Annotated in this window: 18 protein-coding genes; 6 read left to right on the forward strand and 12 right to left on the reverse strand. The window is 69.9% G+C overall.

Going from position 1 to position 21,811, the window contains the following annotated elements:
- Positions 1 to 304: 304 nt before the first annotated feature.
- Positions 305 to 1,117 carry an IclR family transcriptional regulator gene (locus ACFUNE_RS27165; protein WP_383573353.1) on the forward strand — a complete coding sequence of 271 codons (813 nt, stop codon included), beginning with the start codon at positions 305 to 307 and terminating at the stop codon, positions 1,115 to 1,117.
- On the opposite strand, the gene ACFUNE_RS27170 is transcribed toward ACFUNE_RS27165, so the two are convergent.
- Genes ACFUNE_RS27170 through ACFUNE_RS27185 form a run of 4 tightly spaced genes read right to left on the reverse strand, consistent with a single transcriptional unit; the run spans position 1,082 to position 6,614 of the window.
- A complete protein-coding gene (locus tag ACFUNE_RS27170; RefSeq protein WP_383573356.1) occupies positions 1,082 to 3,091 on the reverse strand; it encodes an acetoacetate--CoA ligase in 2,010 nt (669 codons plus the stop codon). The two genes, ACFUNE_RS27165 and ACFUNE_RS27170, sit on opposite strands and share 36 nt — an antisense overlap.
- Complete coding sequence (locus tag ACFUNE_RS27175) at positions 3,088 to 4,725, reverse strand: bifunctional 3-(3-hydroxy-phenyl)propionate/3-hydroxycinnamic acid hydroxylase (RefSeq protein WP_383573358.1); 1,638 nt, start codon at positions 4,723 to 4,725, stop codon at positions 3,088 to 3,090. Before ACFUNE_RS27175 ends, ACFUNE_RS27170 begins: the two co-directional genes overlap by 4 nt.
- A 9-nt stretch (positions 4,726 to 4,734) precedes the next feature.
- Positions 4,735 to 5,697: a VOC family protein gene (locus ACFUNE_RS27180; RefSeq protein WP_383573361.1), complete on the reverse strand. Its 963-nt coding sequence runs from the start codon at positions 5,695 to 5,697 to the stop codon at positions 4,735 to 4,737.
- Positions 5,698 to 5,750: 53 nt separating this feature from the next.
- Entirely contained in the window at positions 5,751 to 6,614 is an 864-nt protein-coding gene (locus tag ACFUNE_RS27185) for a fumarylacetoacetate hydrolase family protein (RefSeq protein WP_383573364.1), read from the reverse strand.
- Between the two features lie 131 nt (positions 6,615 to 6,745).
- Between ACFUNE_RS27185 and ACFUNE_RS27190 the strand changes: the two genes are divergently transcribed.
- On the forward strand, positions 6,746 to 7,426 hold the full coding sequence (locus tag ACFUNE_RS27190) for a GntR family transcriptional regulator (protein ID WP_383573367.1): 681 nt from the start codon (positions 6,746 to 6,748) through the stop codon (positions 7,424 to 7,426).
- 109 nt (positions 7,427 to 7,535) lie between these two features.
- Here ACFUNE_RS27190 and ACFUNE_RS27195 read toward each other — a convergent pair whose 3' ends face one another.
- A complete protein-coding gene (locus ACFUNE_RS27195; RefSeq protein ID WP_383573371.1) occupies positions 7,536 to 8,234 on the reverse strand; it encodes a TetR/AcrR family transcriptional regulator in 699 nt (232 codons plus the stop codon).
- Between the two features lie 205 nt (positions 8,235 to 8,439).
- Between ACFUNE_RS27195 and ACFUNE_RS27200 the strand changes: the two genes are divergently transcribed.
- On the forward strand, positions 8,440 to 9,057 hold the full coding sequence (locus tag ACFUNE_RS27200) for a hypothetical protein (RefSeq protein ID WP_383573374.1): 618 nt from the start codon (positions 8,440 to 8,442) through the stop codon (positions 9,055 to 9,057).
- Between the two features lie 541 nt (positions 9,058 to 9,598).
- Complete coding sequence (locus tag ACFUNE_RS27205) at positions 9,599 to 9,907, forward strand: type II toxin-antitoxin system death-on-curing family toxin (RefSeq protein WP_383573446.1); 309 nt, start codon at positions 9,599 to 9,601, stop codon at positions 9,905 to 9,907.
- Positions 9,908 to 10,016: 109 nt separating this feature from the next.
- Here ACFUNE_RS27205 and ACFUNE_RS27210 read toward each other — a convergent pair whose 3' ends face one another.
- Complete coding sequence (locus ACFUNE_RS27210) at positions 10,017 to 12,950, reverse strand: FG-GAP repeat domain-containing protein (protein ID WP_383573377.1); 2,934 nt, start codon at positions 12,948 to 12,950, stop codon at positions 10,017 to 10,019.
- Positions 12,950 to 15,502: a S8 family serine peptidase gene (locus tag ACFUNE_RS27215; protein WP_383573380.1), complete on the reverse strand. Its 2,553-nt coding sequence runs from the start codon at positions 15,500 to 15,502 to the stop codon at positions 12,950 to 12,952. The genes ACFUNE_RS27210 and ACFUNE_RS27215 overlap by 1 nt, the downstream gene beginning before the upstream one ends.
- A gap of 181 nt (positions 15,503 to 15,683) precedes the next feature.
- Here ACFUNE_RS27215 and ACFUNE_RS27220 point away from each other — a divergent pair, with 181 nt between their 5' ends.
- Entirely contained in the window at positions 15,684 to 16,163 is a 480-nt protein-coding gene (locus ACFUNE_RS27220) for an NmrA family NAD(P)-binding protein (protein ID WP_383573383.1), read from the forward strand.
- Between the two features lie 135 nt (positions 16,164 to 16,298).
- On the opposite strand, the gene ACFUNE_RS27225 is transcribed toward ACFUNE_RS27220, so the two are convergent.
- Positions 16,299 to 17,285 carry an alpha/beta fold hydrolase gene (locus ACFUNE_RS27225; RefSeq protein ID WP_383573386.1) on the reverse strand — a complete coding sequence of 329 codons (987 nt, stop codon included), beginning with the start codon at positions 17,283 to 17,285 and terminating at the stop codon, positions 16,299 to 16,301.
- A 141-nt stretch (positions 17,286 to 17,426) separates the two neighbouring features.
- On the opposite strand from ACFUNE_RS27225, the gene ACFUNE_RS27230 reads away from it, so the two are divergent.
- Positions 17,427 to 18,038, forward strand: a complete 612-nt coding sequence (locus ACFUNE_RS27230) for a helix-turn-helix domain-containing protein (protein WP_383573389.1) — start codon at positions 17,427 to 17,429, stop codon at positions 18,036 to 18,038.
- A gap of 162 nt (positions 18,039 to 18,200) precedes the next feature.
- Here the strand turns inward: ACFUNE_RS27230 and ACFUNE_RS27235 are convergent, their stop codons facing one another.
- From ACFUNE_RS27235 to ACFUNE_RS27250, 4 genes are all read right to left on the reverse strand, one after another.
- Entirely contained in the window at positions 18,201 to 19,577 is a 1,377-nt protein-coding gene (locus ACFUNE_RS27235; RefSeq protein WP_383573449.1) for an MFS transporter, read from the reverse strand.
- A gap of 50 nt (positions 19,578 to 19,627) precedes the next feature.
- A complete protein-coding gene (locus ACFUNE_RS27240) occupies positions 19,628 to 20,275 on the reverse strand; it encodes a TetR/AcrR family transcriptional regulator (RefSeq protein ID WP_383573392.1) in 648 nt (215 codons plus the stop codon).
- A 383-nt stretch (positions 20,276 to 20,658) separates the two neighbouring features.
- On the reverse strand, positions 20,659 to 20,838 hold the full coding sequence (locus ACFUNE_RS27245; protein WP_383573395.1) for a DUF397 domain-containing protein: 180 nt from the start codon (positions 20,836 to 20,838) through the stop codon (positions 20,659 to 20,661).
- 2 nt (positions 20,839 to 20,840) lie between these two features.
- Positions 20,841 to 21,689: a Scr1 family TA system antitoxin-like transcriptional regulator gene (locus ACFUNE_RS27250; RefSeq protein ID WP_383573453.1), complete on the reverse strand. Its 849-nt coding sequence runs from the start codon at positions 21,687 to 21,689 to the stop codon at positions 20,841 to 20,843.
- Between the last annotated feature and the right edge of the window lie 122 nt (positions 21,690 to 21,811).

The raw sequence follows: 21,811 nt of genomic DNA on the forward strand, positions 1-21,811 counted from the left end.
GCGATGCGCTGTGGGCCATGGCCGTGGTGCGCCGAGATGCTGGACCTGGCCGGCCGAGGAACCGTCGCGAAGCTCCGTGTGTGCGGCGGACCGCTCCGGAGGGGGTAGCCCGGTCCGAGCCGGAGGAGTACGCCTTGTCCGCTGCCGAACCTTTTCGCGCGGGTGGCCGTAAGCGGATCAGGAGGTCGGACCAAGGCCGCCTCTCGCGGCGGGGTTGCTGAGGGATTGCTGTTGGGTGTCGTCAACGTTAAAAGAGAAGTGGGATAATGGCATCCACTGTGCCGCTGAGTGGAACGGAGATTTGATGGTGTCGTCCGACCGGCCGGCCATGTACAAGCGTTCCTCCTCGAAGGAACAGAGCCCCTCCGCGGGCGAAGCGCTCATCGACCGAGTGTTTGCCCTGCTTGGCTCCTTCGACTCCGAGAACCGCGCACTGCCGCTGGCCGGACTGACACGGCGAACGGGTATGCCGCGCAGTACCGCACTGCGCCTCGCGCGCCAGCTGACCGACGTCGGGGCACTCGAACGTCTTGAGGACGGCCGCTTCGTCGTCGGCCTCCGCCTGCTGGAAATCGCTTCGCTCGCACCGCGGGGGCATGGACTGCGTGCTGTGGCGATGCCTTTCATGGAGGACCTCTTTCATGTCACCGGCCAGCACGTCCTGCTGGCCGTACGGGACGACGACGAAGCCTTGCTGGTCGAGCGGCTCTCCGCGCACGACGCCGTGCCGGTGCGGTTCCGGGTGGGTGAGCGCATGGCACTGACGACGACCGGAGTCGGCCTTGTGCTGCTGGCGAATGCGCCGGCCGAGGTCCAGGAGCGGGTTCTGCGGGGCTTCACGCCTGGAGACGCCGGCGGCTCCATCGAAACTGCCGAGGACCTGCGCCGCAGCCTCGCCGAGATCAGGAGGGGCGACTACGCCGTGGCACGGCGCGCTGATCCGAAGAACCCCCGTACTACCGCCGCCGCCCCCGTGCGCAACGGGGAAGGGGTCGTAGCTGCCCTGTCCGTGGTGGCCCCGAGCCCGAAGTTCGACACGGCGGCGTACGTACCGGCCGTGCGCGCCACCGCGCGCGCGATTTCACGGCAGTTGCAGAGCACCGAAGCCGTCCGGTGAGCGGTGCGACCGGGCGAAGCGGCTGAAGTACGCGAGGGCGTCGATGTCGTCGACAGCTTCACGGCCGGCCACCTGATCGATCGACGCGCCCTGGAGAAGCCGCTTGACGGGCACCTCCAGCTTCTTGCCCGTCCGGGTGTGCGGCACGGCGGGTACGGCCAGGACGATGTCGGGGACGTGCCGGGGCGATGCCCGGGTTCGGATGGTGGCGGCGATCCGGTCGCGCATCGCGTCGGTGAGTTCGTGACCGGCTTCCATGACGACGAACAGCGGCATCCAGTACGTGCCGTCGGCGAGTTCCGCTCCGATGACCAGGCTCTCCTGGATGCCGGGCATCTCGTCGACGACCGCGTATATGTCGGCGCTGCCGAGCCGTACTCCGTGCCGGTTGAGGGTGGAGTCGGAGCGGCCGGAGACGACGACGCTGCCGTGGGACGTACGGGTCATCCAGTCACCGTGGCGCCAGACCCCCGGATATGCGGCGAAGTAGGCGTCACGGTAGCGGGAGCCGTCGGGGTCGTTCCAGAAGTACAGGGGCATCGACGGCAGCGGGCGGGTGACAACGAGTTCGCCCACTTCGTCGGTCACGGGACAGCCGTCCTCGTCCCAGGCTTCCAGCGCGACGCCGAGCACCGGGGCGGAGATCTCGCCCGCCCAGACGGGGGTGGTGGGCGCGCTCCCGGCGAACGCACTGACGATGTCGGTGCCCCCGCTGGTGGAAGAGACCTGGACGTGTGCGCCGACGTGGTCACGGACCCAGTAGTAGGGCTGTGCGGGGAGCGGGGCCCCGGTGCAGCCAAGGCTGCGCAGAGCCGACAGGTCGAGCTCGTGGCCTGGTTCGAGGCCCGCCTTCGCGGAGGTGAGGAGGTATCCGGGGCTCACTCCGAGAACGGCCGCGTGGTGTTCCGCCGCGACGTCCCACAGTCGCCCGGGCCCCGGATATGTGGGGCTGCCGTCGTACAGCACGAGGGTGGCGCCGGTCAGCAGGCCGGAGACCACCAGGTTCCACATCATCCAGTTCGTGGTGGTGTACCAGAAGAACCGGTCGCCGGGGCGCAGGTCGAGATGCAGGCCGAGCAGTCGGTGGTGGTCCAGGAGCACGCCGCCGTGCCCGTGCACGATTCCCTTCGGCGTGCCCGTCGTTCCTGAGGAGAAGAGCACCCACAGGGGTGCGTCGAACGGAAGTTGCTCGAAGACGGGCTGCTCCGAACCTCCGGTGACCTCGGCCCAGTCGGACGCGTGAGGGTCGTCGTCCACGGGCAGACCGAGGCACGGCACGCGGACGGTGTGCCGCACGGTGGGCAGGGCGGCGCGCAGGGCGTCCGATTCGGTACGGCGATCGTGCTCCTTGCCGTTCCAGCGGTAGCCGTCGGCGGTGAACAGGATGACGGGTTCCAGTTGCGCGAAGCGTGTCGTGGCTCCGGAAGCTCCGTAGTCCTGGCCGCAGGCGGACCATACGGCTCCGATGCTGGCCGCGGCGAGAAACGCCACGACGGTGTGCGCGGTGTTCGGCAGGTATCCGACCACTCGGTCGCCGGCTGTCACACCGTTGCGGCGCATCCAGGCCGCCAGGGAGCCCACTTGGCGGCGCAGTTCGCCCCGGTCCATGTGGGTGGTGGCGCCGTCCTCGCCGACCGAGACGATCGCCGCGTGTGGCCCTTCGTCGCGCAGGGCGTGTTCGGCGTAGTTGAGCCGCACGCCGGGGAACCAGTGGGTGGCCGGCATGGGGGCCTCGTCGAGGACGCTGTCGTACGGGGTACTGGAGCGCAGGTCGAAGAAGTCCCACACCGCTGACCAGAACCCGGCTAGGTCCTCCACCGACCATTCCCACAGCGACCGGTAGTCGGCGTGTGCCGTGCCGGTCCGTGCCGTAACGAACTCGGTGAAGCGGGCGATGTGCGAGTGGGCCGCCGTGGCCGGGTCGGGGACCCAGACCGGGGCCCGGAGCGGGGGCGTCGCGCCTGTCGTGTTCATATGCCGCCTGCCAGGGCCGAGGAATCAGCTACCGCGTCTGTGGGGACGTAGGAGGGGGAGAGCTGTCGCCGCAGACCGGTGATCAGGGCTGCCAGTTCCTGCGAGGTGCGTGCGGTGCCGTAGATGTAGTGGTCGGGGCGGATCACCACACCCATGTGCCCTGCTGCCTCCAGGTGCGGCAGGTAGACGTCGTCGACGTCGAAGGCGGCGACCTCAGGGGCGGCTTCGGCACCGTCGGGGGCCAGGTGCAGCAGGTGGGCGCTGATGCGGTCGAGGAACGTGAGCTGCTCGGTCGTGAGGACGGAGCGGGGATCGGCGGTGGACGCCACCACGAAGCCGTGCCCGACCACCTCGTCCAGCAGACCGGTACGGCCGCGGTGGCGGACGCGTGCCTGCATGCTGAGCACCCCGGCCGACGGGTCCGCGCCCTCCGTACCGCTGGAGATGATGCCGTCGGGGAGCGTCGACGGAGGCAGCGGAGGCAGGATGCGCTCCGGGTCCGCTCCCTGCCCGATCATGGCGTCGTCCCGCCCTGCTGCGGCGTGCGGGTCGGTGACGCAGATGACCTTGCCGAGTTCCACGGACTTGGCGATGGCGTGCTGGACGTGGGCACCGCGTTCGCTGCCATAGGTGTCCAGTACCGCCGGGTCGGCCTCGCCCTTGAGTACGAGGCCGAGTTTCCAGGCGAGGTTGGCCGCGTCGCGGATGCCCGAGCACATGCCCTGTCCGGCGAAGGGAGGCATCAGGTGCGCGGCGTCGCCGGCGAGGAGCAGCCGGCCCGAGCGCCACACGTCCGCCCACTGCGCCTGGAAGGTGTAGACGGCATGCCGTTCCAGGGTGCAGTTGTCCGCGGTGAGGTCCCAGGGCGCCAGAAGTTTCCAGGCGGTGGCTTCGGTGTTGAGTTGTTCCACCGTCTCTCCCGGCATGCGCATGAACTCCCACCGCCTGCGCCCCGGTCCGCCGGAGACGACGGTGGTGGGTCTGGCCGGATCGCAGATCTGGAGGTTGACGGGGTTCCACACGCGTTCCTCGTGCGGATGGATGTCGACGATCAGCCAGTCGTAGAAGAAGCCCAGGTCGAGCATCTCGGTCGGCATGTGGGTGCGCACGAAGCTGTTGGCTCCGTCGCTGCCGACGGCCCACGGTGCGGTGAAGTGGTGCTCGGCGCCGCCACTGTCGCGGGTCGTGATGCGTACGGCGTCGGACTCCTCGACGAGCTGGACGGCTTCGTGGCCACGCAGAATGGTGATCGCCCGGTGAGCCTCGGCGGTTTCGACGAGAGCCTTCTCCAGGTCCGGCTGGTACATCATCGACGCGGTGGGCCAGCCGGACGGACCGAGCATGGACCAGTCGAAACGCAGCAGCGTCTCACCGGCGTTGTTGCGCCATTCGTAGGTGTCGGCGGGCTCGGAGAGGTCACCGAGCCGGTCGGCGAGTCCGGCGCCGGCCAGCAGGCGTGCGACCTCGTCGTCGAAGTGCACCGCACGAGGGCGGGGGTAGGGGGAGGGCCACCGTTCGAGAACGGTCACCGTCCACCCGTCGCGTGCCAGAAAGAGGGCGCAGGCCAGGCCGACCGGGCCGGCTCCGACGACCAGGACGTCGCTGTCCGTGGTGCGGTCCTCGTGAAGGGTCATGGCAGGCTCCTACTTCGCCGGGGTGGCGTGGGCGCCCGTCATGAGTTCCGCGAGGTCCTCGGGTGCGAGGAAGGACGGCGGCGGCGGCGGTCCCCAGGCCCACAGTGCTTTGGCGCCCTCCCACTCACTCGGCTTCCAGAGCGCGTCGTCGACGATGCAGTCCAGGTCGGAGTAGTACTCGGAGAACGTGCCGGCCGGATCCTTGAGGTACCAGAAGAAGTTCGAGCCGATGAAGTGCCGCCCGAGGCCCCAGGTGTGCCGGTCGGGATCGGCCTCCAGCATGGCCGTCGCCCCCCGGCCCACCTCGTCGACGTCGTCGACCTGCCAGGACGTGTGGTGCAGAAAGGCCACCGGGGCCTGCTGGACCAGCACGTTGTGGTGGTCGCTGGAGCAGCGCATGAACGCGGCCATGCCCCGGACGGTGTCGCTGACCTTGAAGCCGATCCCCTCCTGGAAGAACCGCTGGGAGAACTCCTGGGCGGTGGAACCGAGCACGACATGCCCCAGCTTCCGCGGCCTCACCGGGGTCTCGCGCAGGATGCCCGGAGCGCGCTGGTGCAGGCGGGCGTTAACACCCGGAGTGTTGTAGGGCGGCGGCGGTGTGGCCACCTGCTCACAACGGGGCGCGAGCTCGACGCGGACCAGTAGCTCGGTGCCGGGGTCGACAGCGGCGACGGTGGTGAGGGTGCGGTCGACGCGGACGCCGAGTTTCGCCAGGGAGGCCGCGACGCGGTCGAGGTCGTCGGGGTCGTCGGCGCCCACGCCCAGTTCGACCAGACGCCGACGGGGAGAGTGCACGATGCGCAGCTGCTCGCCGCCGTCCACCGTGGAGAAGCCGTACCCGCCGACGGGCGCGGTGGTGGTGCTCAGCAAGCCGGTGCTGGGGGTCAGACCGAACTCCTCGTAATAGGCGGCGGTCTGTTCGACGTTCGGTACGCCCATCACGATCTGGGTCAAGCGGTGCAGTGGCATGGTGGCCGGCTTTCTTCGGACGGACTGTTTCTCTCGGAGGCTGGCGCAGCTCTTCAGGAAGACAGCATCGGGTTACGGAGCTCGCCGATCCCCTCGATCCAGCTGACGAGGACGTCACCCGGTGCGAGGAACTTCTGCGGGGTCCGGGCCCCGCCGATCCCGGCAGGGGTGCCCGTGAAGATCAGGTCACCGGGCAACAGCGGACAGACGGCCGACAGGCGGACGATCAGCTCCGGGACGTCGAAGATCATGCTGGAGGTGCGGCTCTTCTGAAGCACCTCGCCGCCCTCCAGCGCGCATCCGATCTCCAGGTCGTCCGGGTCGGGGAGCTCATCGACGGTGACCAACTCGGGGCCGGTGGGAGCGAAGCCGGGGTAGGACTTGCCCAGTGAGAACTGGGGCGCGGGGCCGGTGAGCTGGAGCCGTCGCTCGGACAGGTCCTGGCCCACGGTGACTCCGGCGACATGGGACCAGGCCGTCTCACGGGTCGCCAGGTGAGCGCGGCGCCCTATGACCACGACGAGCTCGGCCTCCCAGTCGACCAGCCCTTCGGGCAGGGTGACCGGCTGACTGTGCCCGGTGAGCGAGGTGGAGAACTTGGTGAACACCGCCGGCTCCTCCGGAATCGTCAGCCCGGACTCGATCACGTGGTCGCGGTAGTTCAGCCCGACCGCGAAGATCTGCGCAGGGCGGGGCACCGGAGGCCCCCACACCGCACCCTCACCCGGGGCGGGGCGCAGCCCTGAATCCACCTGCCCGTCGCGCACGAGCTCCTGTGCCCACCCCGCGAATGCCTCCCAGTCGGCGAACACCTGCTGCGGGTCCGGCCCGAACCGTCCGCCGCTCGCCTCGGCGACGTCGAGAAAGCCGTCGGGCCGGCTCAAGGTCAGCCGTCCGTCGATGGTCGCCATACGCATGTGTGCTCCCGCTGTCTCGTGCGCTCTGTCGCGCTCGGCATCTGCAACCCAGTGTTCACACCGGTTCTCACGAATGCAATAGATTAGCGATAATCGCTCGCCTTGGCCTTTTTCTGCTAGGGTCGTCGACCATGGTGGGAGAGAAGCCGACACGCGCAGCCGCGGTACACACACAGATCCGGGACGAGATCTTCCAGGGGGTCCTGCGCCCCGGGCAGCGACTGCGCCTGGTCGAGCTCTCCAAGCGCTTCGAGGTCAGCCAGTCCGTCGTACGGGAAGCGCTGACCCGCCTGTCCGAACAGGGGCTGGTGACCGCGGCGCCTCAGCAGGGCTTCAGCGTCGTCGCCCTCTCGCTCCAGCACCTCGACGAACTCACCGAGGCCCGCACCGAGATCGAGTCCACGGTTCTGCGTCTCTCGATCGAACGCGGAGACATCAAGTGGGAGGCGGCTGTCGTCGCCGCTCATCACCACCTGGCCAACACCCCGGCCACCCTGCCCAACGGGTACCTCAGCGGCGAGTGGTTCGCCGTCCACGAGCAGTTCCACCAGTCACTGCTCGAAGGCTGCGGCAACAAGCGGCTGCTGTCGCTCGCCATGTCACTGCGGGATGCCGCCACGATCTACCGCCGCTGGTCGCGTCCCGTGGGGCACGACTATGAGCGCGACGTCGTCGGCGAACACCAGGAACTTCTCGACGCCACGCTGGCCAGGGATGTGGCGAAGGCGGTCGACCTACTCGTCGAGCACATCGACCGCACATCGCAGGCGTTGCGATCGGTGATGAAGAAAGATCCCGTGACGGCGGCGTAGCCCGCGGCCCGCACGGCGGGGTGGACGAGCCGTTCGTAGGTGCACGACGCGGCGACGGGGCGAGCCGGGCGCTCGTAGCGGCATAGCGGCAGCCGCGGGTCAACGTGCGTCAGCGGGTGGGCCGCGCCCATTGGCGCGCGATCTCCCGCGCCTCGGCGTCGCTCAGCACGACACCGAGGTCGCCGACGGCCGACTGCGGGCGTAGCGAGCTGATGATCAGCTCCAGGTAGCGGCTGTAGGCATCCGGACGCACCGGAGCGCTCCGGTGCGCGAACTCCGTGAGCATCAGCATGATCATGACGAGGTCGGCGACGGTCAGATCGGAACGCACCACGCCTTCCAGTCGGGCGCGCTGCAGGAGCTGCTCCATGCGAGGCGCCAGGCCGTCACGCAGCGCGTCGGCTCGCTGCCGGCCGCGCCCGGAACTGAACGCGACGTCGCGCAGGCCGCGGTCGGCGACGTTCATGTCCACCGCCTGCCGCATGACATGAGTCAGCCCCTCCCAGGCCGTGGCCGCGGCCAGCCCCTGGTCCGCCAGCTCCGCCAGTTCCGTGAAGCGGTCACCGAGTGCGGCGTCGACAAGGACCTCCTTGTCGGGGAAGTGGCGGTAGATCGTGCCGATGCCGACGCCCGCGTGGCGAGCGATCTCGTTCAGTCCGGCTCCGACTCCCTGAGTAGCGAAGACCTCGCGTGCGGCATCGATGATCCGCCCCCGGTTGCGCGCGGCGTCGCGACGCGGCGTGCGTCCGGCCGGCGCGATGCCGGCTTGCCCGTTCTCCTGCCCCTGAGGGCGTTCACTTGATGTCACCACACCATCCTACGCGAAGCGGATAACAAGCATCCGTTTCGCGTGTTAGCTTTGGTCACGCAAAGCGGATAGTAGCTATCCGATTCCGGTCCGCCGATCGGCGGACCGACGCCGCCCACTGTTCTCACCGGTGCGCGCCTCGCTTCCCATGGACCTCTCGCCCCCTGTGCGGAGTCCGACGAGATCAAAAAGGAGACCTACCACCATGGCCGACCCGACCGAGAGCGCACGTGAACGCGCAACATCCCTTGAACCTCGTCGGAGACTGAGGCTCGACAGGGAATTGCTCAATTTCCGTACGATCACTGTCATACCCGCGGTGCTGTTCGCTCCCACGCTGGTGCTGGGACTGCTGGTTCCGGGTTCAGCGGTGGGGACGACGCTGGGCATCCTCTTTCACATCAGCGTGCTGTTCGTCATTGACCGAGTCCCGGCACCCGCCTGGGCACGAGCAGCGGCGTTCGGCTGGATCGCCATCGACGTCATGGTCGGGATCATGACGCTCAACCTCGTGCCCGACGACATCTACATGCCGATGCGTCTCGGCGGCCACGTCATGGCAGCCACGTGGTTGATCACCGTGTCCTTGCTCTCCCGGCCGGTGCTCTTCAGGAACCTCGGAATCTTCACCGCTGCCTGGCTGGCCCTCTTCAGTTTCTTCGGCGCCCATCTTCCGATCGCTCTCCTCGGGCCCCCAGGTGTCCTTGTCGTCGTCTGGCTCGTCATGGCCGGCTCCTACCGGCTCGACCCTCTCGGGGGGCTCACCCGAAACACACGTGACACGCTGACGAAGGAGCCTTCTTCAGTAGCCGCCGACAGGTGAGGCCGCGGATCGGGGACGGGGAGGGAGTGCCTTGTGCGGTCCGGAGCGCGCCGGCCCGGGGTGTGCTGTCTTCCGACATCGGAGTCTGTAAGACTGCCCTGAGGTAGAGCCCTTCCGGGGCACCGTAGTTGGCGACGGGGCTAATGCATGTAATGGGGGCGACAGGCCTTACGCGGCTACTTCCGCGGTGGGCCAGGTGGTGCGATGGTCGGCCTACCGAAGGATGCGCTCAGCGTCGTCGGTCGGGGGATAGATCCAGTCGCTGTCGAGTGGTCACTGCGCCAGCGGTGTGCGTCAGATTCGCGCACGTAGCGCCCACGGAGCCCGTAACGCACAAAAGGAATTCGTCCGGAATTTCTCATGCGCGCTTCTGACCTGCACCAACTTCCACATGTTCTTGTTCCACATGTTTCGCGATGACGCACCACGTGGAGTGCGTGGCGATCCTTGAGCCGGTGAAGAAGGAAGACTGACCTGCGGTCTTGCGTTGCGGGTGGGATTCGCTCGCAAGGTCAACAACACCGAGCACGGCGTGCGTGACATGGGGCCTCCGGAGTCTGCGGTCGAGCGACCCCGGACCAGCGTATTCGGGGCCGAGCTGTACCCCGCACTGCACGAGAAGGCTGCGGCGCCGCTGCACTCCGTCGCCCGCAACCACGCGTTGATCGACGGTAACGAGCGCACCGCCTGGCTCGCTATGCGTGTCTTCCTGCGGCTCAACGGCGTCAGCGCCGGTATCGCCCCGCCGCCCGTCTCCGTTGCCGGCCCGTTCGTCGAGGACATCGCGCAGGACAACATCGATGTGCCGGCCGTCGCCAAGCTCCTGTCGGCCTGGTTTCCCGTTTCCTGACGAACGACGACGTGAGGGCCGGGTACTCGTGCCCGCTGGTGCACCGAACATGCTGAGGACCCCCTGGGCGTCGCCCAGGGGGTCCGGTTCACCTGTGGTCAGGCGAGGATCACGACAGCGTGTACGTCGTCATCTGGTGGATGGCGTTGTCGAGCGACAGGACGCCGCCGCCCAGCTGCTCGGCCGCTCGGTTGACACCGAAGTGGTCGAAGTTGAGCGAGACGACGTCGTCGACTCCGTCACTGTCGAGGTCGGCGGTGAGGTAGGTGCGGCCGCCCATCAGGGTGGCGCTGCCGATGCCGGACTGGAAGGCCCCGTCGTAGGTCAGCTGCGAGGGGTCGTAGGCGACGACACCGGCCTCGGTGCCGCCGATGACCAGCTTGCGGCCGGCCGGGCCGGTGGCGAAGTCGGCGGTGCGCAGGCTCGCGATCACGGAGGCGCGGGTGTCGTTGCCGTCGCCAGGGAATCCCTTGATCGTGCCGAAGCTGACCGCGTACAGCGGGTCGTTCCTGCCGTCGATGAAGAAGTTGCCGTGTGAGTAGGGGCTGCCGCCCATCGCCTGGTGCAGCACCTCTCCGGTGCGGCCGTCGCGGATCTCGATGTGGACCAGCGCGCTGGCGGTGCTGAGGTCGCCGGCCACCGTCGGGTCCGCCATCACGACCCAGGTGTTGACGACCGCGTGCCCGTCCGCGTAGGGGATTTTCGAGGAGGCGAAGGTGCCGTGGTCGAGGACGACGCCGTGCAGCTTGCCGTCCGCGGAGCGGGTCGGCGCCTTCGGGTCGGCGTTCCACTTCACCTTGCCGGTGGCGCCGTCGAGGGCGACGCCGCCGACGACGGCGTCGCCGTCCCAGAACGCGCCCTCGGTCGTGTACTGCGCGTACACCTGGCCGTCACCGGTGGACACGTCGGCGAAGACCACGTCGGTCCTGTCGGTGGGCGCCTTGTATGTCCACAGCAGGGTGCCGCGGGCGTTGTAGGCGCGCAGCGCGTCGGTGGGGACGAGGATCTCGGCCTTGCCGTCGCCGGTGACATCGGCGACGGTGACCGAGCGGACCCACTTCCCTCCGCCGTCGATGGTGGTGAGCACGTTGCCGTTGGCGCCGTCGAGGACGACGGTGGCGGTGTCGGCGGCGACGACGACCTCGGGCTTGCCGTCACCGTTGACGTCACCGGTCGCGATGTTGCGGACGGTGCCGGGCACGGTGGCCCGCCACAGCTGCTTCGGCTCGGCACCCTTGACCAGCGAGGGACCCGACCAGGCCCACACACCGCGCGAGCTGCCGCCGGCGACGACGTCCTTCTTCTTGTCGCCGTTCAGGTCGACGGACTGCGCGTAGTTCAGGTCGCCCTGGAGCGCCGTGAGGCTCTTCTCCTTGCCGTTGCCCAGCTTGTAGGAGTGGATGTTCTGCGACTGGTCGACGACGCGGACGTAGGCGTCGCCGCCCGAGCGGTAGGGCTGCTGGTGCAGCGGCGAGGCGTCCAGGCCCTCGTGCCGCCAGACGACCTTGCCCTTGGCGCTGAACGCCGTCAGCGAGCCGTAGGACATGCCGCCGATGTTCTTGGCGTTCCCCATGTCCCGGTCGTCCTGCGCCGAGGCGACGAGCTTGCCGTCCATGACGTCCAGGGCCCAGGTGCTGGCACCGCTGCGGTCGTTGGCGGCGCTGCGCTTGGTGGTGTGCGACCACTCGACGGAGGAGCCGTCCGCGCCGTCGAGGACGCGGATGGTGCTGGAGTTGACGTCGCCGTACGCGGTGAATGTCGATTCGCTGACCGCGTACTCGGCGCCGGCCGCTCCGGCGGCGTCGCCGACGGTCATGGCGGTGGCCAGGGCGTTGACCCGGGTGTCCAGGGTGGTGCGCTCGCCGCCGGCCAGGTCGTAGGAAGCGATCTCGTACGTGACCGCGTCGTTGACGTCCGCCTGCTCCAGGGCGACCAGACGGTCACGCCCGGCGTCGAGATGGAGCTGACGGCCGTACAGCTCGTTGTCGTTCTTCCACTGCACCGCGCCGTCGGCGGTGCCGAGGACGAGCGTGGTGCCGTGCGCGGCGGTGGTGGGGGTCTTGCGCAGGTTCCAGGAGACGGCGACCTTGCCGTCCCCGACGGCCGCGATACCGCCCCAGGTGGCGGCGCGCGTCTCCTTGGTGTCGTACGTCCAGGTCGAGGACGGGGTCAGCGCGCCGTCGGCGTAGCCGAAGCGGATGCCGCTGAGGGTGGTCGTCTCGGTCGCCGGGGCGCCGCCGTCGTTCAGGCGCGGAGCGTTGCCGACGAGCAGCGTGCCGTCCACGATCTTGACCATGTTCGCGTACGAGTACAGCTTCGACCACAGCGTGTCACCGGTGCTGCCGTCGAGGACGGTCACGAACGTGCCGGTGTAGAGCGAGGAGCCGGGGACGGAGAACGCCCGGTAGGGGTTCGACCCGACGTTGGCGGTGAAGACGAGGTCCGGGATGCCGTCGCCGGTGAGGTCACCGGTGTCGAAGCCCTGGTCCGAGGAGGGCGAGAACGGGCTGACCGCGTTGTAGCCCATGAGGATGCGGGCCGGGTACGGCTCGGTCTGCCACGGCCGGACGTTCTTGACCTTCCAGTCCGTGTACAGCGAGGCGTTGGTGCGGGCCCACGCGGTGGAGCCGTCGGCCTCGTGCAGCTGGACGTTGCCCAGGCTGTGCACCGTGAAGTACTTCCCGCCCGCGGCGGGCACGGTGGCGCCGATGCCGCGCACGCCTTCGAGCGTGGACTTGGCGGTGAAGGTGACCGGGGTCTTCGGGTCCACGGCGGAGGTGGAGGCGCCGGAGCCGGCGGTGTCACCGGCGGTGTCCTGGGCCGGCGTGCCATTGCCGGCGTCGTCGTCCTGCTCGGCCTCCCTGTCGCCGTACACGTCGACGCCCATGTTCTCGGTGAGCTTCTTCGCCTCGGCGGAGGTCAGTTTCATGACCCCGTCGCCGTCGGCGGCCAGGGCGTGCGGTGCGGAGGTCAGCACCAGGCCTGCCGCGACCAGCGCGGATGCGAGGCTCAGGGCCCGCCCGGAGGTGTGGGTGGATCTCATCACTTTGCTCCCTGCGCGATCCGGATCGCCGAACCGTTCGTCAGAACGGACTCGTCGTACGAGTACTGGAGGGCGTCCGTGCCGGCCTGGTTCTCGATGCCGACGGTGGCGCCGGTGCCCTTGCCGGGCACGGCCTGGTACTGGAAGGTGACGTCGCCGGTGGCCTCGTCGAAGACGGCCTCGAAGGTGACGCGGCTGTTGCCGGAGACCAGCGCGGCGTTGTTCCAGACGACCGCGAACCTGCGGTGGCCGGTCTTGCCGGTGGTGGCGGTCTGCACGCTCGACTTCTTGTCGAGGGTCAGGTCGTCCCAGAACGGCGCGGCGATGCCGTTGGGCACGTCGGCCTCCGGCAGCGCGCTGTTCTCGTAGTCGCCGAGGCGCGGCTGCATGAAGTTGATCAGGCCGTTGGTGGTGACCGAGGCGCTGTTGTAGTCGACGCCGTACAGGCTGACCCAGAAGGGCAGCGAGATGGTCCTGGCGTCCTCGTCACCGGACAGGGCGACCTTGTCGGCACCCTTGATCCAGGAGTAGGTGGCCGGGGTGCAGCTGTGGCCGGAGTTGTCCGTGCGGGCCGGTAGCTGGACCGTGCGGGTCTCGAGGCCGTCGACGGTCAGGTCCGTGGTGGAGACGCCGTTGCACAGCACGGGGGCGGCGGGCGTCACCTTCAGGCCGAAGCTGCCCTCGGCGACCCTCGGGACGGTGAACGAGCCGTCGGCACCGGAGGTGACCGCGGCGACCGGGGTGCCGGTGACCTCGACGGTGGCCTTGGCGAGCGGCTTGCCGGTGACGTCCAGGACGGTGCCGGTGACGGGGTGCTGCGGGACGGCCGTCAGCGCGGTGTCCTGCTTCAGCTTCTGGTCGTCGGCGAGCACCACACCGGACAGCTTCGTCTCGGCGTAGCCGTAGCCGGTGAACGAGAAGTCGTACGTGCCCGGCAGCAGGTTCAGCCGGTACGAACCGTCCGAGCCGGAGGTCACGGTACGGGTACCGGTGGCGTCGGTGGCCCTGACGGTGACTTCGCCGAGGGCCTTTCCGGTGGCCTTGTCGGTGACCGTGCCGGACACGGCGGCGGCCTCCTTGGGGGCCTTCGCGACGGAGGCCAGGATGTCGAGCTTGCCCTCGCCCCAGACGTTGTTGGCGGCGGCGGTGCCACCGCAGTGCGTGTCATCGACGTCGCGGGCGCCCTCGTTCAGGAGCGCGCGGGTCCTGTCGATGTCACCGATCAGCGACGGGGCCGCCGACCACAGCAGGGCCACGGCGCCCGCGACGTGCGGAGTCGCCATCGACGTACCGTTGATGGTGTTGTACGACGAGCCGGGCCACGCCGAGCGGATGGCGACGCCGGGGGCGGAGATGTTCGGTTTCATGGACCCGTCGACGAGGGACGGGCCGAAGCCGGAGAAGCCGGCTATCTTGCCGGCGGAGTCGTAGGCGCCGACCCCGTAGGTCGGAGCCTGCGCGCCGGGGGCCCGGGTGGTCGAGCAGGTGACGCCGTTGCCGTCGTTGCCCGCGGCGAAGGCCTCGAAGATGCCGGCCGCGTTCCAGGCCTCGACGATGTCCTGGTAGAAGGTCGTGAGACCGCCGCCCCAGGAGTTGTTGACGATGTCCGGGGCGAGCTCCGGGCGCGGGTTCTGACCGTTGTGGTCGGTCGGCGCGAGGATCCACTGGCCGGCCGCGAGCAGGTTGGAGTCGGCGCAGCTGTCCGTCTCACAGCCCTTGGCGGCGATCCACTTGGCGTTCGGCGCGACACCGATGCCGTTCTTGCCGGCCATCGTGCCCATGGTGTGGGTGCCGTGGCCCGCGTTGTCGCACGGGGTGCCGTCGGTGGGGCACGTCCCGCTCGGGTCGTAGAAGTTGTAGTCGTGAGTGAAAGAGCCGTCGCCGTTGTTGCCGCGGTAGTTCTCCACCAGGTCCGGGTGGTCGAACTGGACACCGGAGTCGACGCTGGCGATGACGATGCCCTCGCCGCGGTCCTCGTACTGCGACCAGACGTCGTCGGCGTTGATGTCGGCGATGCCCCACTCGACGGCGGCCTCGGCCTCGGTGCCGTCCGCCTCGGTGCGTGCGGCGGAGATCTTGGCGTCAGCCGTCTCCACGTCATCGAGCTTGTGGTGCTGCTCCTTGACGATGCTCGCGACGTCCGAGCGCTTGGCGAGCTGCGCGACCAGGCCGGCGTCGCCCTTGACCTCGACGGTGTTGGCGATCCAGTAGTCGTGGTGGCCGACCTTCTCCTTGTCGAGGAAGGCGGTCAGCGACTTCTGGCTGGTCTCGGCGTGGTCGCGCAGCTCCTTGAACGCGGCCTTCGCCTTCGAGGCGTGCGAGCGCTTGCTCTTGGCCGCGGACAGGTTCGCCTGGTCCTTGAGGACGACGAAGAACGTCGCCTCGCCGCCCTCGGTGACGGCCGCGGAGAGCGCGGAGTCGACCTTGGCGGACGAAGGGGACGCAGTGGGAGAGGCGGCCGCGGGCAGCGGCGCGGACAGCAGAGCGGCAGCGGTGAACGCGGCCGCCGCCCATGCGGCGGATCTGCGCCGGGGCGGTCGGGGCAGGTGCATCGGGGGAGCTCCTCCGGGAAACGTACGGGGGAGTTCGCACGCTAGACAGACGCCGTTACTCGGGCATTACTGTGTCGGCGGACCGCTGGTGGTGCGTCCTTCGGCGGGGCGAGGTGTGGCCGGTCCTCTTCACGTTGCGCCTGAACGTGCGCGTCCCTGGGCATCGCTGGACTCCGTACCGGTGGAGGCGCTCGGCCTGCCGACGACCATTCTGCGGCCGACGTTCTTCATCACCGACTTCGAGCACCTGGGCCCGCACTGGCAGGACGGCGAGCTGGTGTTCACGCTGGCTCTGGCGCCGCAGACTCGGCTGCAGATGATCACCCCGGGCGACATCGGAGCCATCGCGGCCGATGTGTTCGACGCGCCCGCCGAGTATCTGGGGCGCACCATCGAGGTCGCCGCAGATGAACTGACCGGCCCTCAAAAGGCTGAGACCTTCGACCGTGCCGCCGGCCGCCCGGTGCGCTTCAACGCCCAGCCCGTCGAGCGGGTCCGGGCGTTCAGCGAGGAGATGGCCGCCATGTTCGAGTGGTTCGACAATGTGGGCTTTCGGGCCGACCTGGACGCCTTGCGCGGCAGGCACCCCGACCTGACGACCCTGGACGCGTGGGTGAGTGAGCACTGGTCGGTGCCTGCGGTCTCGACTCCGACCGCTTGACCCGCACGTCATGGCGCCAGGCATCCTTCGAGCACTTCAGTCGGGGAGTGCCGCCAACCGAAGTGCCCAGTCGGAGGGCCGACTCCGACCGGGTGTTCCCGTCGGCGGTCGGGCCGGGTGCTCGGTGGGTCCGGTTCAGTCCTGGAGAGTGGTGAGCCACTCGGTCAGCAGGCGGTTGACCTCGTCGGGGCGTTCCTGCTGGATCCAGTGGCCGCAGCCTTCCAGCAGGTGGGAGGCGGACAGGGCGGGGAGGGTGGTGGGGTAGGCGTCGATGGCGTCGGCCATCCAGGTGGTGGAGGCGTCCAGGGTGCCGCCGATGAACAGGGACGGCTGCGGGATCGGGGCTCCGCGGTGGGGGGCGAGGTCCTCCCAGTCGCGGTCCATGGCGCGGTAGCGGTTGAGGGCGCCGGTCAGGCCGGTCCGTTCGAACTCGGCGGTGTAGAAGTCGAGGTCGTCCTCGCTCAGCCAGGCGGGGTGTCCGTCTGCGGGGAAGCGGTCGCGCAGCCGGCCGCCGTGGGCGACGAAGTGCGGGTCGGGCTCTCCCCGGGCGGGCATGGTGTCGGCGGACAGTGCCGCGTAGAAGCCGGCGAGCCAGCCCCGGACGTCGGGCTCGATCTCCGCCTCGGCCCGGCCGGGCTCCTGGAAGTAGGAGACGTAGAACTCCTGCTCGGGGCCGCCGACCTGGCCGAAGACGTCGGAGGGGCGCGGACCGCCCGGAGGTGCGTAGGGGACGCTCAGCAGGCCGACGGCGCGGAAGACTTCGGGGTGGAGCAGGGCGGAGGAGGCGGCGATGCCGGATCCCCAGTCGTGGCCGATGACCACCGCGCTCTCCTCGCCGAGGGCGCGCACCGCGGCGACGTTGTCCTGCACCAGGTCGAGCATCCGGTACGCGTCGGTCGCGGCGGGCCTGGAGGAGCGGCCGTAGCCGCGCACGTCGATCGCCACGGCCCGGTAGCCGGCGGCGGCGAGGGCCGGGAGCTGCCGGCGCCAGGAGTACCAGGACTCGGGGAAGCCGTGCACGAGCAGGACCAGCGGCCCGGCGCCCTGCTCGACCAGGTGCAGGCGCCCGGCCGGGGTCTCGACGGTGCGGTGGCGGAGCTCGGTGGTCGGTTCGGGCTGCATGGGCTTCTCCTCGGTACGCGTGCGGACGCGGTCACCTGTCGATCATGCGACGCGGCGGGCTCCCGGCGCGATCAGCGTTGCCGGACTGGCAAGATCGCAGCGCAGGGCGGTCGAGCGGCGCGTCCGGAAGGAGCGGGAACGGTGACAGGCGACGACCCGGACGGCACGCGGACAGCGATGGGACCCAGACTGCGGACCGCGCGCGAGCAGTACGGCGCCACGCTCGCCGGTATCAGCCGGGCGACCGGCATCTCGTCGAGCACGCTGTCGCGGATCGAGACCGGCCGCCGCAGACCCACCCTGGAGGTCGTGCTGCGGCTGGCGAAGGAGTACGGCGTCTCCCTCGACGAGCTGGCCGGTACCGCCCCCGCGGTCGAGCGCCGCAGCACGCCGCCGCGCGGCTTCGGGGACGACAAGGCGGTGCTGCCGCTCACCCGGTACGTCGGCGGCCTGCACGCCCACAAGCACGTACTGCCCGCCGCCGAGGGTGTGCCGGACCGGCCCCGGCAGGTCTCCCACGAGGGCTACGAGTGGCTGTGCGTTCTGTACGGGCGGCTGTGGCTCGCGCTCGGCGACCAGGATCTCGTCCTGGCGGCCGGGGACGTCGCCGAGTTCGACACCCGCACCCCGCACGGGGTGGCCAACGCGGGCGCCGGAGGGCCGGTCGAGTACCTCATCCTGTTCGGGCCCCAGGGCGAACGGCTGCGGCCGCGGACCCCGGCCGCGGGACCCGGTGGCCCGCAGCCCTCGTGACGATCCGGACCCCTGGCCGCGCTCCACACGGGCACGGCTCAGGCCGCGGCGGACGCGCGGGATCAAGGCTGCCGCTTGTCGAATCCGAAGGGCTCGGAAGGGCGGTCCTCGAAGGAGCGGTCGCCGGCGGCCTTGGTGAATCCCTCTGTGTGGCACCGGTGCTCACGTCGCGCGCTTCTCGCGGCGAGCGTGAGGGCCGGTCGGCTCGGTCGTGTCCGTTCCTGCCCGCCGCGACGGACGGCCAGGCAGCAGGAACGAGGGCAGTGTTCCCAGGGCGGTGACCGCGGCCAGCACCAGCAGAGTCGGGCCCAAAGCGGGAGCGGGCGTCGCCGGGGTGCCGATGGCGGATGCCCCGGTGGCGGCGGCGATGGCGATGCCGAGGGTGGGGCCGATGTTCATGGCGGTCTGCTTGAGCCCGCCGACGACCCCGGCACAGTCGGCCGGTGCGTCACCGACCACGGTTCCGGTGGCGGTGACCATGACGGTGGCGAATCCCGCGCCTAGTGCGGCGAAGGCGGAGCCCATGAACAACCATGTGCTGTCCGGGCCGGACCGGGACAGCGCGGCGATGCCCAGAACGACGAGGGCCGTGCCGGCGGTCGCACAGCGGCGAGGGCCGTGACGGCGCAGGGCGGTGGCGGCGACCGGAGAGCCGAGGACCATGAGCACGGTCAGGGGGAGGACGTGCAGACCGCAGGAGAGCGCATCCAGGCCGAGCACGTCCTGGAGGTAGAACGTGGCGGTGAACAGCGTGCCGAAGAGGCCGGCCGTGGTGGCCAACAGGAGCGCCATCGCTGCCGTCACCGGCACGGACCGCGCCACCGCGCGCGGCACGATGGGGTGCGTGGTGCGGCGCTCGTGTCGGGCGAGGACCGTCGTGACGCATGCGGTGGTGAGGAGTCCGAGCAGGGTCGGGGGCGCGGTCCATCCGTGCGCCGGTACGCCGGCCAGCGTGTGGACCAGGACTGCGAGCGTCGAAGTGAGCAGGGCCGCGCCGCGGAGGTCGAGCGGTTGGGAGCGGCTGCGCTCGGGCACCGGCACCCGGGCGGCGAGGGCCAGCACGACGACTGCCAGCGCGATGGGGACGTTGATCCAGAACACCGCTCGCCAGCCCCACTGCGCCACGAGGACGCCCCCGAGGACCGGACCGGCCCCGGCGGCCACGCCGATCGCGCCGGTGCGGATCGCGACCGGTGTCCCGAGCCGTTCCACCGGGTAGGTGAGCCGCAGCAGGGCGAGTGTCGCCGGCTGCAACAGTGCGCCGAACACGCCCTGGGCGACGCGGAGTGCGATCACCCAGCCGACCGACGGGGCGAGCGCGATGCCGGCCGAGGAAGCCCCGAATCCCAGGACGCCGATGAGCAGCAGCCGGGCGTGGCCGTAGCGGTCCCCGAGCCGCCCGGCGATGACGAGGAGCGAGGCCACGGCGACGAGATAGCCGGTGCTCGTCCACTGGACCTGTGCCGGGCTCGCGTCGAGCCCGCGCTGCAGACCGGGCTGCGCGACCAGCAGGATCGTGCCGTCCAGTGCGACGAGCATCGCCCCGGCCGCACTCACCAGGAGGGCGAGAGTCTGTCGTACGGGCGGGCTCACGCGTCCACCGGGCCGAGGTGTGCGTCCAGAGCCGCCGCGATGAGCCGGTCGAGTTGATCACCGCCGGGTACGCCGCCCTCCGGAGAGCCGAGGGCGAGCGGGAGGCTTCCCTGGACCCACAACTGGGCGATGCCGTGCAGGTTCGCCCAGAGAGCGGCGGCCACCACCGGGGGCGCGTACGGTTCCCGGCTGCCAGGCCCCTGCGCGGTGTCCGGCTCCGCCCGGCACCGGGCGACCAGATCGACCACGCGTGCGAACTGCGGGAGGCTCGACTCCCGGAGCTTCCGCTCGCCCGCCGCGTGCCGGTCGCTGTCGAGCAGGTCATGACGGAACATCAGCTCGAACATGGAGCGGCGCTCCAGCGTGTACGTGACGTACACCCGGGCGACGGCCCGCAACTGTGCCCGGGGCGTCGTCGTCTCGGCGATCACCGCTGCGAACCTGCCGGTCAGCTCCTCGAAGCCCCGCTGGGCGATGGCTGACAGCAGGGCGTGGTGCGTGGGGAAGTGGCGGCGCGGCGCCCCGTGCGAGACCCCCGCCCTGCGGGCGATCTCCCGCAGTCCCACCGACGCGGAGCCCTCGGTCAGCACGAGGTCCACGCCGGCGTCGATCAGGCGCTCCCGAAGGGAGGGTTCACTGGGCATAGACACTGTCTACCACTCGCGGTAGACAGTGTCCACGCCCTCAGGGGCGGGACCCGCCGCCAGGGCTGACCATGCCGTGCTCGTAGGCCATCGCCACGACTTGGGACCGGTCCCGAGGGCCGAGCTTGGCCATGATGCGGCTGACGTGTGTCTGCGCGGTCGTGGGCGCGGCGGCGGCTCCGGACAGTCTTCCGGTCCCTCTGGATTCCCGTGAAGGCAGCCGTGCTGAACCTGCTGTCCATCTCCGCCGCGCTCGGCGTGATCCCCCCCCGGTTGGCTGGACCGGAGGCTGCCCAAGGTGTCCCTCGAACGTCCCGAGCACAGCTGACCGGGCCAGGCCCTCACCCGTGACGCGCCGAGGAGGCGCGGAGCGCGGGTGGGGGTCAGCCCTGGGCGGTGTAGGTGACGAAGTCGCGCCACGCGGCGGGGGAGAGGGCGAGCTCCGGGCTCCGTCGGTCCTTGGAGTCACGGACGTGGACCGCCTGCGTGCCTCGTGCCACCTCGATGCAGCTGTCGCCCTCGGAGCCGCTGTAACTGCTTTTGAACCATGCCGGTTCGGACATATTCATAGCGCTCCTCGCATTCGCTTCAGCAGGCTGCTTGAGTCGTCGGGTGTCAGGGCCTGCGAGCGCAGTTTCGCATACCGCTGCTGGAGGACGCTGATCTCCTTCGGGACAGTGATCAAGCGGCCGTTCTTCTGGCCCTCGGAGTATCCGAACCAGCGGTTGTCGGGGGTCTCGGCCAACTGCAACGGCCCGTCCAGCCCGCCGTGCGACGGCCTCCGCGTGGGCATCACCTGAAACTCCACGTTCCAGTTGCGGTCGATCAACTCCAGTAGCCGGTCGTACTGTTCGCGCGTCACCTCTTCCCCGCCCGTCCACCGCTCCAGCACGGCCTGCTCCACGATGAAGCTGAACGCCGTCGGCGGCTTCCGCGTCACTGCCAGCAGCTCCTGTCGCGCCAGCCGCGCCGCGATCCGCTGCTCCAGTTCCTCCGGATCGGGCAGGGGCGGGACGTCCAGCGACACCGCTCGCGCGTACGCCTCTGTCTGCAACAGGCCCGGCACCACGCGGCATTCGTACGTGTAGAGGCTGATCGCCGTCGTCTCCACCCGTGCCCACTGCCGGAACCAACTCGCCAGACCCGCCTGCCGCGACAGATGTGGCGCGGCCTTCCGCAGCGCCCCCGTGTTTCCGAGCGCTGCCTCCGCGCGTTCCACGAAGTCGCGGTCCGGCATCCGGCGGCCCTGCTCGATCGAGGCGACGGTGTGCTTGGAGAAGCGCACGTGGTCCCCGAACTCCTCGCGCGAGAGGCCCGCGTGCTCTCGTAGGGCTTGGACGAACGCGCCGAACGTACGCAGGCTGTCGGACACTCCGGGCTCGGCACCGGCTCCCGCGCCCGTCTCTCCCGCCATCGGAGCCGCAGCACCGTCGTCCGAGTTCTCGTAGGCCACCGTGGCCACCTTTCGCGCGTATCCGCCCCGCCGCTTTCCCGAATGCCGCACCGGCACATCTGTGGGAGGGAGGCTCCGGCCAC

The sequence above is a fragment of the Streptomyces sp. NPDC057287 genome (assembly GCF_042667905.1).
Taxonomy (GTDB): domain Bacteria; phylum Actinomycetota; class Actinomycetes; order Streptomycetales; family Streptomycetaceae; genus Streptomyces.

Coding starts and splice junctions, on each gene's coding strand:
- ACFUNE_RS27235 (WP_383573449.1), bottom strand. CDS start 19,577: ATGCTCGTCGCACTGGACGGCACGATCCTGCTGGTCGCGCAGCCCGGT.
- ACFUNE_RS27165 (WP_383573353.1), top strand. CDS start 305: ATGGTGTCGTCCGACCGGCCGGCCATGTACAAGCGTTCCTCCTCGAAG.
- ACFUNE_RS27225 (WP_383573386.1), bottom strand. CDS start 17,285: ATGCAGCCCGAACCGACCACCGAGCTCCGCCACCGCACCGTCGAGACC.
- ACFUNE_RS27245 (WP_383573395.1), bottom strand. CDS start 20,838: ATGTCCGAACCGGCATGGTTCAAAAGCAGTTACAGCGGCTCCGAGGGC.
- ACFUNE_RS27200 (WP_383573374.1), top strand. CDS start 8,440: ATGGCCGACCCGACCGAGAGCGCACGTGAACGCGCAACATCCCTTGAA.
- ACFUNE_RS27170 (WP_383573356.1), bottom strand. CDS start 3,091: ATGAACACGACAGGCGCGACGCCCCCGCTCCGGGCCCCGGTCTGGGTC.
- ACFUNE_RS27180 (WP_383573361.1), bottom strand. CDS start 5,697: ATGCCACTGCACCGCTTGACCCAGATCGTGATGGGCGTACCGAACGTC.
- ACFUNE_RS27250 (WP_383573453.1), bottom strand. CDS start 21,689: ATGGCGGGAGAGACGGGCGCGGGAGCCGGTGCCGAGCCCGGAGTGTCC.
- ACFUNE_RS27190 (WP_383573367.1), top strand. CDS start 6,746: ATGGTGGGAGAGAAGCCGACACGCGCAGCCGCGGTACACACACAGATC.
- ACFUNE_RS27240 (WP_383573392.1), bottom strand. CDS start 20,275: ATGCCCAGTGAACCCTCCCTTCGGGAGCGCCTGATCGACGCCGGCGTG.
- ACFUNE_RS27175 (WP_383573358.1), bottom strand. CDS start 4,725: ATGACCCTTCACGAGGACCGCACCACGGACAGCGACGTCCTGGTCGTC.
- ACFUNE_RS27210 (WP_383573377.1), bottom strand. CDS start 12,950: ATGAGATCCACCCACACCTCCGGGCGGGCCCTGAGCCTCGCATCCGCG.
- ACFUNE_RS27185 (WP_383573364.1), bottom strand. CDS start 6,614: ATGCGTATGGCGACCATCGACGGACGGCTGACCTTGAGCCGGCCCGAC.
- ACFUNE_RS27205 (WP_383573446.1), top strand. CDS start 9,599: ATGGGGCCTCCGGAGTCTGCGGTCGAGCGACCCCGGACCAGCGTATTC.
- ACFUNE_RS27215 (WP_383573380.1), bottom strand. CDS start 15,502: ATGCACCTGCCCCGACCGCCCCGGCGCAGATCCGCCGCATGGGCGGCG.